The sequence below is a fragment of the Ferdinandcohnia sp. Marseille-Q9671 genome, assembly GCF_976954385.1.
In genome coordinates this window covers 236415-250574 of record NZ_CDRJTA010000004.1, presented here as the reverse complement: position 1 = coordinate 250574, position 14160 = coordinate 236415, and the positions used below count along the sequence as shown (strand labels likewise).

11 protein-coding genes are annotated in these 14160 nt (G+C 36.4%); 2 read left to right on the top strand and 9 right to left on the bottom strand.

The genetic code is table 11. From position 1 onward, the window contains the following. Positions 1–83 precede the first annotated feature (83 nt). From prpB to ACWNMY_RS16465, 8 genes are all read right to left on the bottom strand, one after another. Positions 84–989 carry a methylisocitrate lyase gene (gene prpB / locus ACWNMY_RS16500; protein ID WP_449539353.1) on the bottom strand — a complete coding sequence of 302 codons (906 nt, stop codon included), beginning with the start codon at positions 987–989 and terminating at the stop codon, positions 84–86. A 27-nt stretch (positions 990–1016) separates the two neighbouring features. Next, positions 1017–2459 (bottom strand): bifunctional 2-methylcitrate dehydratase/aconitate hydratase, encoded by a 1443-nt coding sequence (locus tag ACWNMY_RS16495; RefSeq protein ID WP_449539352.1) that lies wholly within the window; start codon positions 2457–2459, stop codon positions 1017–1019. Positions 2460–2484: 25 nt separating this feature from the next. Beyond that, positions 2485–3996, bottom strand: a complete 1512-nt coding sequence (locus tag ACWNMY_RS16490; RefSeq protein WP_449539351.1) for a tripartite tricarboxylate transporter permease — start codon at positions 3994–3996, stop codon at positions 2485–2487. Between the two features lie 14 nt (positions 3997–4010). Further along, on the bottom strand, positions 4011–4460 hold the full coding sequence (locus ACWNMY_RS16485; protein WP_449539350.1) for a tripartite tricarboxylate transporter TctB family protein: 450 nt from the start codon (positions 4458–4460) through the stop codon (positions 4011–4013). A gap of 61 nt (positions 4461–4521) precedes the next feature. Continuing rightward, a complete protein-coding gene (locus ACWNMY_RS16480; RefSeq protein ID WP_449539349.1) occupies positions 4522–5565 on the bottom strand; it encodes a Bug family tripartite tricarboxylate transporter substrate binding protein in 1044 nt (347 codons plus the stop codon). 253 nt (positions 5566–5818) lie between these two features. Continuing rightward, positions 5819–6493: a response regulator gene (locus ACWNMY_RS16475; protein WP_449540469.1), complete on the bottom strand. Its 675-nt coding sequence runs from the start codon at positions 6491–6493 to the stop codon at positions 5819–5821. 13 nt (positions 6494–6506) lie between these two features. Further along, complete coding sequence (locus ACWNMY_RS16470; protein WP_449539348.1) at positions 6507–8102, bottom strand: ATP-binding protein; 1596 nt, start codon at positions 8100–8102, stop codon at positions 6507–6509. A 69-nt stretch (positions 8103–8171) separates the two neighbouring features. Continuing rightward, positions 8172–9038, bottom strand: coding sequence for a LysR family transcriptional regulator (locus ACWNMY_RS16465; protein WP_449539347.1), 867 nt, complete (start codon positions 9036–9038; stop codon positions 8172–8174). A 169-nt stretch (positions 9039–9207) separates the two neighbouring features. Here ACWNMY_RS16465 and ACWNMY_RS16460 point away from each other — a divergent pair, with 169 nt between their 5' ends. Further along, a complete protein-coding gene (locus ACWNMY_RS16460) occupies positions 9208–10350 on the top strand; it encodes an MFS transporter (protein WP_449539346.1) in 1143 nt (380 codons plus the stop codon). A 41-nt stretch (positions 10351–10391) separates the two neighbouring features. Here ACWNMY_RS16460 and ACWNMY_RS16455 read toward each other — a convergent pair whose 3' ends face one another. After that, positions 10392–11813, bottom strand: coding sequence for an aldehyde dehydrogenase family protein (locus tag ACWNMY_RS16455; RefSeq protein WP_449539345.1), 1422 nt, complete (start codon positions 11811–11813; stop codon positions 10392–10394). 154 nt (positions 11814–11967) lie between these two features. Between ACWNMY_RS16455 and ACWNMY_RS16450 the strand changes: the two genes are divergently transcribed. Continuing rightward, a complete protein-coding gene (locus ACWNMY_RS16450) occupies positions 11968–14073 on the top strand; it encodes a transglycosylase domain-containing protein (protein ID WP_449539344.1) in 2106 nt (701 codons plus the stop codon). The last annotated feature ends 87 nt before the right edge of the window (positions 14074–14160 follow it).

The following is a 14160-nucleotide window of genomic DNA, read 5'->3' as shown; positions in this document are numbered from 1 at the left end:
TTCCCCACTTTTAAAGGCTTTTTTAACATAAAAAGGAAAGTGAAGCAAACCAATTTGATTTATATCTTCACTTTCCTTATTTATTAATTTTCAGACAATACAGTTTTAGCAATATCTGTATCTAGCTTTTCAAAATCATAGTAACTAATCGTTTCATATAATTCTTTTCTATTTTGCATTCTACTAAGGTATTCCTTCTGTGTGCCAGTGACCTTTATTTCCGTATAAACATCCTCTATAGCTTTTGCTGCTACCCTTAATGATGTAACTGGATATATCACCATACTATATCCAAATATTTCAAATTCCGCAGCATTATAATAAGGGGTCTTTCCAAACTCTGTCATATTAGCTAGCAAAGGAGCATTTACCGAACTTTTCACTTTATGAAACTGTTCTTCTGATGTAAGTGCTTCAGGAAAAATCGCATCGGCACCCGCTTCAATATAGAGATTTGCTCTTTCAATGGCCAGATCTATTCCTTCTACCGCAACAGCATCTGTTCGAGCGATAACGACTAATGTTGGAGCCACCTCTTTTATTATTCTGATCTTTTGGGCCATTGCCTCAGGACTAACCAGTTTTTTTCCATTAAGATGACCACATTTCTTTGGTAAATCCTGATCCTCTAATTGTACTGCCGCTACTTTAGCCTCGACCATTTCACGGGCAGTTCTAGCAGTGTTAAGAACTCCTCCAAACCCTGTATCAATATCTACTAAAAGTGGTAAGTCTGAAGCTCGGATTAAATCCTTTGCACGTACTGCAACTTCTTCGGAAGTAACGATCCCCAAATCTGGTAGTCCTCTGCTTGCTGTGTATGCTGCTCCTGAGAGATACAAAGCCTCAAAACCCGCTTTTTTAGCAATAAGTGCACTTATCCCATCATGGGCACCAGGTATTTGTAGAATCGGAGTATCTTCCATTTTCTTACGGAAAGCTGAAGCTAGTTCTTCTTGACTTCGTTCTTTTTCAACAATCCAAGCCATTTTATTCACCTCATAAATTTTAGTCTTTTAGATTACTAACTTCGACATAAAATCATTCACATACGTCGAAGAAAGCTTTTCTAAATCCGAACATAATTGATAGATTTCGTAAGCTTGCTTTTGTGGGAATCTTGTTTCTAAATTGTTAGCGAATTTTCTTTCTAATAAAGGAATCCCTTCATCGCGTCTGAAACGATGTCCTAGTGGATATTCTCTTTCAACATTAGAAGTAGATGTTCCATCTTTAAAGAAGATTTGAACAGCATTCGCAATAGATCTCTTATTTGGATCTAGATAATCTTCACTATATTGTTTATTTTCAACTACTTCCATTTTTTCACGTAGGGAATCAACTCTTGGATTTCTAGCAATTTCCTCTTCATAATGATCAGCATTAATAGTCCCATATAATAAACCGATTGCTGCAATATATTGAATACAATGGTCACGATCAGCTGGATTATGTAAAGGACCCTTTTTATCTATGATTCGAATAGCCGATTCATGTGAAGTAATGACTATTTTATCAATATCATCTAATCGATTAATTATTTGTGGATGAAGTTCGACTGCACATTCAGCAGCTGTTTGGCCATGGAATTCAGCTGGATAAGAGATTTTAAATAGAATATTTTCGATTACATAAGATTCTAACGGTCTATCTAATGTAATTTCCTCTCCTCCAAATAAAACATCCTGGAATCCCCAGTTCGGTGCAGAAAGCGCTGTTTTATATCCCATTTCTCCATTCACAGCCATTAATGCTAGTCGAACAGCACGGCTTGTAGCGTCTCCAGCAGCCCATGACTTTCGAGAACCTGTATTAGGGAAATGGCGATAAGTTCTCAAGCTCGAATTATCAATCCAAGCATTCGATAATGCGTTCATTACCACTTCTTTAGTTCCTCCAAGCATTGCAGTAACTACAGCAGTAGATGCGATTTTCACAAAAAGAACATGGTCTAAGCCTTTACGATTCAAACTATTTGTTAAAGCTAGTACTCCTTGGATTTCATGTGCCTTAACAATTGCTTCAAGAACAGTAGCCATCTTTAGTGGTTCTTTACCCTCTGCAATTTGCTTTCGGCTAATATAGTCTGCAACCGCTAATATTCCACCCAGATTATCGGATGGATGGCCCCACTCAGCCGCTAGCCATGTATCATTGTAATCTAACCATCGAATGACACACCCAATATTGAACGCAGCATGAACCGGGTCTAATTCAAATTGCGTACCTGGTACTCTACTTCCATTTGGAACAACTGTACCTGGAACGATTGGACCTAGGTGCTTCGTACACTCTGGATATCTAAGAGCCAAAAATCCGCATCCAAGTGTATCCATCAGTACATATTTTGCCGTTTCTATTGCTAGTTCACTCTCAATAGGTTGATTCAATACATAATCCGCTATTTTTTCAATGATTTCATCTGTTTTTAGATCTGGATTTGTTTTAATTTCTTGCATGATATACTCCTACCTCCCGATAAACTCATAAATTTTGATCCACTGAAATATCTATGTCCTTTTTCTTTTTTAAACTCTTAATGATTGGAACAATAAACGATAGCGCAGCAACAATAAGAAGTGCACATGAAATTGGCTTTTGAACAAATATCAGTAAACTTCCGTTAGAAATTGTTAAAGCTTGTCGTAATGATTGCTCCATCATCCCACCAAGGATAAATGCCAATAGCATTGGTGCTGCTGGAAATTTGTAATACGCCATAAAGTATCCGATGATACCAAAGATGACTAACAAAAGTAAATCAAACGTTCTGAAGCTTATTCCATAAACCCCGATTATACAGAAGATCACTACTAATGAAATAAGCAATGGACGTGGGATTTTCAATATTTTTGATATATATGGGATTAAAGGCAGATTCAAAACTAATAGGATGATATTCCCGATATACATACTAGCAATTACTCCCCAAAATACATCTGGGTGGTCATTCATTAAGAGTGGACCTGGTTGTACACCTAGTACAATCAAAGCCCCTAACATTACTGCTGTTGTTCCTGAGCCAGGAATTCCTAAACTGAGTAGAGGTACGAAGGCACCACTTGAAGCACCATTATTTGCAGCTTCAGGTGCTGCTAATCCAACAATTGATCCTTTTCCAAATTCTTGAGGCTTTTTAGAAAGCTTTTTTTCGGAAATATACCCTAGGAAGGAAGCAATAGTCCCACCTGCACCAGGTAAAACCCCGATTAAAAAACCCATAACTGACTGTCTTCCCATAGGAGCAGCCATTTCTTTATATTCTTGCTTTGACAAACGAAGACTTCCAAGTTTATTTGAAAACCCACCACTTTCTTTACGTTCGAAAATAAGTGAACTAACCTCAGCTAAGGCAAATAAACCTAAAGCAATTACTAAAAAGTCAATTCCTTCTAACAAATTAACATTACCGAAAGTAAACCTCGTGGTACCTGTTTGACCATCTATGCCTATTGTTGCAACAATAAATCCAATTGTTGCGGAAATTAGCGCTTTTATTGTAGAACCATCTGAAAAACTAGATACCGTCATTAATCCCATAAGCATTAATGCAAAGTATTCTGTAGGTCCGAATGATATCGCTAAAGTTGCGAGGGCTGGTGCAAAAAGTGTTAAAAGAATAACACTTATCGTTCCACCTACAAAGGAGGCAATTGCCGCTATTGCTAGTGCCTTACCAGCTTTTCCTTGCTTAGCTAATGGATATCCATCAAAGGTAGTCGGTACAGACATAGATTCACCTGGTGCATTCAGTAAAATCGAAGATGCTGCACCCCCATAAGCCGCTCCATAATATACTCCCGCCATTAACAATAGAGCCATAGCAGGATCCATACCATATGTGATAGGAATCATAACGGCAATCGCAGTAATCGGGCCTAAACCTGGTATCATCCCTATTAATGTTCCAACTACTGCTCCAAGGAAAACAAATAGCAACCCTTGCAAACTTAATGCCACCTTAAAACCAGTAATTATTCCATCAAATATTTCCATAGTGCTTCCCCCTTCTAGAAAGGCAGTATTCCTTGTGGTAGTGAGATTTGTAAGAATTCGCTAAATAAAAAGTAGATTACTAGAGGGATGGCTAAAGAAACTATCAGATTACTTTTCCACTTCTTGTATCCCAAAAACCATGAGTTTCCAAAAATAAATAATGCAGTTGTTAATATGAACCCCAAAAATTCAAGAAGAATTATAAATAGGAGTACAAACCCAAGGACTGTAAGGATTACTCTCTTTTCACTATTTGAAATTTTTTTACTACCTTGTGAATGATTGTCTTTTTGGAAAAATAGTAAGATAGATAATAATAACAAAATAAAACCCAGTGCTATTGGTACAGCATCTGAATCAACCGGAACATAAGGATATGCCGGTAAACGGAAGGCTAATACTAAATAGCCTATTGAAACTAATGAAAGTATTAATGATATCTTCTTATTTACAGTATTTAGCATATATCCACCACCTTTTTATAAAGAAGCCCATGAATTTTTTTCATCGGCCCCTTCGTTTACCTTATTTTCCTAACCCTAGTTCATCAAGAAGAGCCTTCATTGAATCTCTTTCTTCAGCTAGGAACTTCTTATACTCTTCATGATTCATATACATTGGAGCCCATCCATATTGGTTACGAATATCAGCCCATGCATCTGACTCACTTAATTCTTTAAATTTCTCTTCATAGTATTTCACTGCAGCCTTATCCATTTCTGGTGGTCCGAAGAAACCTCTCCAGTTTACAAAAGTTGCGTCGATACCCTGTTCTAAAACTGTTGGGAAGTCTTCTAATACTTCTCCTTCTAAACGTTCTTCAGAAGTAACACCGAGAACTTTAATTTTTCCTGCCTTAACTTGTTCAACAGTTTCAGCAACACCAGTAGAGAATACTTGTACACTTCCATTAAGAAGTTGTGTTAATGCACCACCATCTTGGTCAGATACATACTTAATCTTAGTAATATCTACACCAGCAGCCTTTGCAACTTTGATAAATTGAATGTGGTCCATACTTCCAGGAGAAGAGGCACCTACTACTGAAATACTTGCTGGATCTTTCTTCATGTCTTCAAATAATTCGTTTAAATTATTCCACTTTGCATCCGCACGAACAGCAATTGCCGCATAATCAGCAATTACATTCGCAAGTGGGGTAAAGTCTTCAAAATCAAATTCCGATTGTCCATTTAATGGAACCAATAACATTGGTGGTGACGTTACGAATAAATTATGTGGACTATCCTTTAATGAATGGATATACGCCCAAGCAACTGCTCCACCACCCCCAGGCTTATTGACTACCCCTAGTCCCTGGTCGATAATTTTTTCTTCTTCAAAAACCTTTGCAGCCATACGCGCAGTTGTATCCCAACCGCCACCTGCTCCAGCTGGGGCTACAATCTCAATTGCTTTTTCTGGCTCCCAACTTCCTGATCCTTCATTTCCTTCCGACTTTTCTGGCTCTTTACCATTATCATTTGAATTATTTGAAGTCGAGCTGTTAGAGCAAGCAACTACAAACAACAACAAAAGAATGAAAAGTAACGAAATAATTTTTTTCATAAATCCAATCCCCCTCCAATTTGAAAAAGTATTAAAGGTTGTACAATTCCCTTAATGTAAAAATCATACAAAACTTTTTTAAGAATGTAACCGTTTACAATTTAATGAATATAAAATGTTTTTAGAACATTTTGTTCATTTTGTTCACGTAATTGTCACAAATAAAACCTCAACCTGCAACAATCAAAACGTAAAAAAACCTAGAGATTGCTCTCTAAGTTTAATAAAAGAAACGATTCACTTATATATCTTATTATTGAATTCGATACTTTCTTTCGGGTCTTCCCACGATTCCGTATTCAAGTTCAGCTGTTGCCTCTCCTGTGGAGATAATATATTCTAAATATCTTCTCGCAGTTGTTCTTGAAGCACCCATTTTTTCTCCCATTTCTTCGGCCGAAATACCATCTACGACTGTTTTCATGATATCAATTACCTTTTGAAGGGTTAAGGGGTCAATCCCTTTTGGCATAACTTCAGCTTGTTTGATCTTCAGTTTGGTATGTCCAAAAATAGAATCGATTACATGTTGGTTTATTTCTGAATTATTATCCAATAACTTTCTTCTTTTTTTGTAATTTTCTAGTGTTAAAATAAACCTTTCTAAAGAAACTGGCTTTATTATGTAATCTATCACCCCATTTTTCAAAGAGGTTTCGACTAATGCCTTTTCAGTTGCTGCTGTAATCATGATAACATCTATATGAGGAAAATTGCTTCTTATAATAGGTAATAAATCCGTTCCGAGTTGATCCTGCATATAAATATCGAGGAGTAATAAATCAACTTTTTCTTCTTTTAATAGTTTAAGTGTTTCTTCACCTGTCAACGTTTTACCCACCACATGAATACCTTCAATTTTCAAAAGAAATCTTTCATGAATCGATGCAACTCTAAAATCATCTTCTGCAATCGCAGCTCGTATCAAACTATTCCCCCCTTTAGCTAACATTCTTCATCTCCTTAGGAATAAACACTGAAAAGACTGCTCCTCCACTACTCTGATTATGTATTTCAATCGTTCCGTTTAATTCAGAAACAACCTGCATAACACTAGCCAATCCAAATCCCCTATTTTGTCCATTTTTCGTGGAAAAACCTTTTAAAAATAAATCCCTATGCTTATCAAAATCAATGCCATTACCGGTGTCAGCAACTTCAAAAATAATATCATTACCAATATCGGTTGTAAAAAAAGCAACTTCTCTTTTTGTACCTTTTATGACTTCTTCAAATGCATTATCAATGATATTACCTAAAATAGTAATTACTTTTGATAAATCAATATGTTTAGGAAGCGGTTTCAAACAACTATTTGGGTCAATTATAAATGTAATTTTATTCTCAGAAGCCTTTCCGATTTTTCCAAATAAAATAGCCTGAACTTTATGATCATGTATCTGTTCAGCAAGTATTTTACTCTGAATTTGATGATTAGTAGATTCCGTTTGGATAAAATCGATCGCTTCCTTATATTCTCCTAACTGAAGTAAACCAGAAATAGCATAAAGCTTGTTTGTAAATTCATGTGTCTGTGCACGTAGATCCTCAGAGTATTTTCGAACCTCAGAAAGGGTATTAACCATCTCTGTAATTTCTGTTTTATCCCTAAAACTTGCGACTACCCCTACAATCTTATTTTTTTCAATAATAGGTGTCCTATTTACTATTACTACTTTATCCTTCAAGATCATTTCCTGATCGCTTTCAAAAATACCCGATTCTAAGACTCTATACATCTCAGTATTTGGAATTACCTCATCAATTGGTTTATTGATAGAATAATCATTTAATCCCAATATATTCATCGCAGTATGATTCATTAAAGTAATTTTACCATTCTCATCAACCGCAATAATCCCTTCTTTAATTGAAAAAAGAATAGCATTACGTTCTCTATATAATGAAGCAATTTGGTAAGGCTCTAGCCCCAGAATATCTTTACGGATATTTCTGGCTAATAGAATGCCGGCACCAACTGCTAGTAATAAAACTAAAAGAGCAACCATGCCATATCTAATTAATCTATTAAAAATTACTGCCCGTATATCCTCTTGCATAAATCCAACAGAAACTATTCCAATGATATTTCCTGTAGAGTCAATGATTGGTGCTTTTCCACGCAATGAAGGTCCCAGCGAACCGGTAGCCTTGGAGGTATAATATTCTCCTTTAATTAGGGCTTTTCCATTATCTCCACCAACCATTTTTTTCCCGATTTTCCATTCCTGAGGATGTGAATATCGAATACTCTCGTTATTTCCTACAATAATAAATTCTGCCCCAACCTCTTTCCGAATTTGTTCAACCATTGGTTGAATGACTTCAGACGGATTTTCTAATTGAAATGCCTTTTGAATTTCTGGCATAAAGGACACTGTTGTTGCCACCTGTAATGCTAACTGACCTATATGTTGTTCGGTTTGCTTCGACTCAAAATATGAAAAAATTCCGGTTAAAAAAACAATTACAAATAATAATATCGATATAATCAGAGTTAGAAGTTTCGTTTGTAATGAGACTTTAATGTTAACCACTTCCCCTTCAACGGTGGAACTGATAGCAAGACCTTTATCCTATCCTAATTTTAAACAGAATAGTCAGAATTAATCAAGTTCATTTATGCTCTTTATGAATGAAATAAAGGCGCGTATTACATTTAATTCAAGTCCTTCATCATGATAGAGCATCCAGGTTTTTCGCAGTATTGGTTTTCCTTCTTGATCAGTTAAAAAAATTTTATTTATTTCTTCTACTCCATCTAAGATCATACTAGGCATTATTGCATATCCCAAACCATTTGCAACCATTTCCTTACAAGTATCGACCTGATCAACTTCCATAGTAATTAATGGTGGTTTTGAATAATTTTCAGACCACCAACCTTCAACTAGTGACTTTAGTAAATTATCGGTTTTGTAATCTATTCTCGGAAGATTAGGAAGATCTTCAAGATTTACTATGCTTTTTGAAGCAATACATAACTCTTCTTCAAACAATAACTGTTTCTTTTCAGGCCAATGATAATCCCCTCGTACAATTGCAATATGGATATCTTTCTTATATAAGGCATGAAACATATCTCTACTCCAACCGGTGGTAACTTGAAACTCGACATTTGGATACTGATTTTTAAAAAGGCGCAAAAGACGTGGAAGCTTATATTTTGTAAAAAAACTCGATACCCCGAATTTGATTGTACCAACTACTTCATTGTCCATATTTGAAATGTTATCTTTTATTTCTTGTAGCTTGATTATCATCTCTTCTGCACTTTTCGCTAGATACTCGCCCTGTGGGGTAAAATGGACTCCCCTATGTCCCCTATTAATAATCTTTGTACCAAATTCCTTTTCAATTTGTTTAATTCTGTTGGTGAGTGCTGGTTGTGAAATGTATAAGTTTTGAGCAGTTTTTGTTATATTTTTATTTTCAAATAAAACCTTTAAGATTTCCCAATCCTGACTTCTCATAACATTCCCCTTATTAGGTATTCATTTTAATTATGGCTAACAATCAAAATACAGTATTTTACTTATAAATAATAGTATACTATATTTTCAATATAGGATTTACCTTTGGATAATAGTGAATAACAACTTACTTGAATAGTAATAATCAATTAATGAGAGGGTAATCCAGATGGTTGTATATGTTGTTTTATTAATTATTTTATTTTTTCAAACAGTAATGAATATGACAAGAGCAATTATTTCTTTGTATGCTACAGATTTGGGCGCCTCAACATTCGATATTGGTATGCTGACTGCTGTTTATGCATTTTTCCCATTAATATTTGCAATTCATGCTGGGAGGATTGCGGATAAGATTGGAGATAGAATACCAGTTTTGGCAGGACTGTTTGGAATTGCAACCGGTATGGCAATTCCATTTTACTTCTCTTCTTTAATTTCATTGTATATTTCTCAATTAATTGTTGGTGTATCAGCAGTTTTTATTACTGTATCTCTTCAAAATCTTTTAGGTAATATCTCAAATGAAAATAACCGGGATCGTTATTACAGTTATTTTGGAATGTCTGTTGCTTTTGGATCAATGATTGGGCCAGTGGTGGCAGGGTATATGGGACAGCATATTTCGTTTTCATCCGTTTTCTTTGCCTCCATTTTCATTATGTTTGTCCCTATAATACTGGCGCTATTTATTCCAATCATAAAAAGAAATGAAAAGGTTAAAAAGGTTAGACTTCATTCATCTATTAGTTTATTAAAAAGCCCAATCTTACGGAAAGCCTTAATTGCAAGTGCTCTAGTTCTTTATTCAAAAGATATTTTCGTTGCTTATTTTCCATTGTTTGCTAAGCAGTATGGGATATCTACATCGACAATTGGATGGATTATTGCGATACAGGGTTTTGCAATTATTTTAGTTCGATTGTTTTTACCTGCATTAACTGAAAAGATCGGAAGAGACAGCATATTAATTGCCTCTGTATTTATGGCAGGTATATCGTTCTTGTTAGTTCCGTTTACCGGAAATGTAATTTTGCTTGGTGCCTTAAGTGCTCTTATGGGCATAGGACTCGGCTGTGGTCAACCACTATCTATGACCACTACCTATAATGCCTCACCAAAGTCGAGAACAGGTGAGGTTCTTGGATTACGTCTTGCCTCAAATCGATTGTCTCAGCTGATAGCTCCTGTCTTTTTTGGTTTGGTTGGCTCATGGGCCGGGATCTTTTCTGTATTTTTCATCAGTGGTACATTCCTGATTGGCGGCTTATTCGCTATCAAGCCTGAGAAAAAGAAAAAGCTAGCATCATAATTAATAAAGCCTACAGCATAAGCTGCAGGCTTTATCAATTTTTATAGTTTAAAAGATACAAATTTTAATTCTGTCATTTCCTCTGTTGAGTATTTAATTCCCTCTTTTCCTACTCCACTATTTTTGACACCACCATATGGCATATTGTCAACCCTGAAGGTAGGGATATCGTTTATAATGACGCCACCCACTTCTAATTGATCCGCTGCTTCAAACGCTTTTTGAATATTTGTCGTATACACTCCTGCTTGTAAACCATATTCCGAATCATTCACGAGTTTTATAGCTTCATCCCATGTCTTATAAGAATTGACGGATACAACTGGACCAAATACCTCGTTGCAGGAAATGGAGAGATTTTCATCGCTATCTACTAGTATAGTAGGTTGGAAAATAGAGCCTTCCCGTTGACCCCCATGGACAACCCTTGCCCCTGAATCCTTTGCTTCTTGAACCCAGGTTTCAATACGCGCTGTCTCGTTCGGATTAATTAGGGCAGAAACATCTGTGTCCTCTGATCTTGGGTCACCTAGCACTAATTTTTCTGTATAATACTTGACCTTCTCAACAAATTCGTCAAATAAATGTTCTTTTACATAAATACGTTGAACGGAGATACAAACCTGTCCTGCAAAGTTAAAGGCACCCTCTGCACAACGGGCTGCTACCGACTCAAGGTCATCTGTACTATCAATAATCACAGCAGCATTCGAACCTAATTCCAACGTAACTCGCTTTAGACCAGCTTTTTCTCTTATTCTAGTTCCTACAGGTACACTACCAGTAAAGGTAATCATTTTTACTCGAGGATCTTGAACTAGAAGGTCACCTACTACACTTCCTTTTCCTGTAACAACATGTAATGCCCCTGATGGTAATCCAGCTTCTTCAAAAAGCTTAGCCGTCATAAATGCACTTAGTGGTGTCTGTGAAGCAGGCTTTAATACAACTGTATTTCCCGCTGCAAATGCTGGACCAAGCTTATGTGCGACAAGGTTAAATGGAAAATTAAATGGAGTAATCGCTGCAATTACACCTAGTGGCTCCCGCTTGGTATACCCAAATCTACCTTTTCCACTTTTTGCAGCATCCAAAGGTACCGTTTCCCCATGGAGTCGTTTAGCTTCCTCTGCTGCAAATTTATAGGTTTCAGCCGTTCTCATAATCTCTGCCCTAGCTGCCTTTAATGGTTTGGCATTTTCAGCAGCTAATATGAGGGCACATTCTTCCAATCTTTCGATAAATAAATCTGATACTTTCTCCAAAATCTCTGCTCGTTCAAACGCTGATAACTCTCGCATTAGCCTTGTTGCCTGCTGTGCACTAGCAATTGCCTCTTCCACATTTTCCTTTGTGGCTAATGGTATCAATCCTATTATTTCTTGATCATAGGGAGAACGTAATTTTTCATATTCAACACCGTCCACCCATTTTCCACTAATAAATAATTTACGTTTTTCCATCTATATCGCCTCCCAATAATCTTGAGAAATCATCGTATAACCAAAACTAGAATACTCCTAACAATCCTCATTGTATAATTATATTATAATTTTCATATCTAAATAACTGTTATACAATATAACTTAGGTAATTTGTAAGATTGGAGAATAAATAATGAAGAGTATACTCGAGAACCTAAAGCTGTTTATCACCCGTCTCTGGCAATCTATCAGACGCTTTTGGCGTGACAAGCACATTACAAAAATACTGTTACTCATCGTGTTGGTATTCATTTTACTGTCGATGCTTTTCTTTGCCTTTATGGCTACTCAGGCAAACGTCCAATCATTAAAGGATGGATTAAGACAGGCAACTGTAATTTATGACAAAGATGATGCTGTTGCAACAAATATAGTGACCAATCGAACCGATGGTATACAAGTAGAAGAGCTACCCGATCATGTAAAAAATGCGGTGATTGCAATCGAGGATGAACGCTTCTATTCACATAACGGATTTGATCTTAAAGGTATCACTCGTGCCTTTTTTAATAATCTATTCGCTGGAAGGATTACTGGTGGAGGTAGTACCATTACCCAACAGCTTACAAAGAATGCTCTCCTCTCTCCAGAAAAAACGTATAAACGTAAAATAGAAGAGCTATTTTTAGCGTTAGAAATTGAAAAGCATTATGAAAAAGATGAAATATTGCAAATGTACTTGAACCAAGTATTTTTCGGAAATGGTTCGTGGGGGATTAGCCAAGCTTCTAAAAAATACTATAATAAGGAAATTGAAAATGTGACAATTAGTGAAGCTGCCTTACTAGCAGGACTACTTCAAGCTCCTTCTGCTTTAGATCCTTTTAAAAATTACGATGGAGCTATTAAGCGAAGAAATACAGTTTTAGTAAAAATGCATGAATTGCAGATGATTAGTAATGAGGAGTATGAGCAAGCGAAAAAAGAGGAAATCAAGCTTCAGGATGGTGGCGGAAGCTATATTGAGCGCAATTATCCGTACTATGTTGACGCAGTATTAGATGAGGCAATTAAAAGATATGGGCTAACCCAGGAGGAAATTTTAACTCGTGGATATCGTATTTATACCGAGATGGACCAAGACATTCAAGCAGCCCTTGAAGCAGTATATAAAAGGAACTTCTTGTTTCCAAAAGGAAGAGATACTCTAGTTCAAAGTGGTGCTGTTTTTCTACATCCAGAGACGGGAGGTGTACTTGGATTAATAGGTGGTCGTGGAGAGCATGTTTTCCGAGGCTTTAACCGAGCCACCCATTTACAAGCACAGCCTGGGTCTACAATGAAGCCACTCGCCGTTTTTACACCTGCACTTGAAGAAGGCTATGAGGTAACCTCAGTGTTAGTAGATGAACGAAAGACATACGGAGATTACACTCCGGAAAACTTCTCAAAAACCTATCAAGGTGAAGTGAAACTATACGAAGCTGTTGAACATTCATTGAATGCACCTACAATTTGGCTATTAGACCAAATAGGGCTAGAAAAAGGTATGGATTCTTTACGTAGATTTGGTATCCCGCTCGTCAAAGAGGATGAATACCTTGGTATTGGTCTGGGAGGAATGCATAAAGGAATTTCTCCACTACAGTTAGCAGAGGCTTACTCCGTTTTTGCAAACGAAGGAAAGCGAACTGAAGGACATCTCATCTCGAAAATAGTAGGACCAACTGGAAACGTGATTGCAGAACATAAGGAAAAGTCAACTCGAGTTACATCTAAGAAAGTAGCAAATGATATGACTTCAATGCTCTTAAATGCAGTAGAAACAGGCACTGGTAAAGGAACGAATATATCTGGTATTGAACTTGCTGGTAAAACTGGAACCACACAGCTACCTTATAAAGATATTAATGGCACAAAAGACCAATGGTTTGTAGGATATACACCAAATCTCGTCGGTGCCGTATGGATGGGCTATGACAAAACCGATCAAACCCATTATATCCCAGGTAGCAGCTCAGATTATGTGGTTCCCTTATTCAGAGCAATTATGGAGGAAATGCTCCCATCTATTGAGGTAGAGCCATTTGATGTTGTTTCAGTTAATGCAAAACTTGCTGGTAAAGAAGATAAAAAAGGAATTACAAAAGATGAAATAAAACAACAGGCCGAAAAAATAGAAGAAACAATTAAAGAAGAAAGCGGAAAATGGAAGCAGGTATTAGAGGAAGCTAAGCAAGACCTTAAAGAAGTAAGTGAGATTGCCCGAGAAAAAATTAGAGGGTTATTGAATAACTAGTATGCTAATTGGAGTATTTGTCTTCTTGACAATGCTCTTTTTTGCTATTTATCATTTATGACTAGGTATTTATCTTAAACTAAAAAA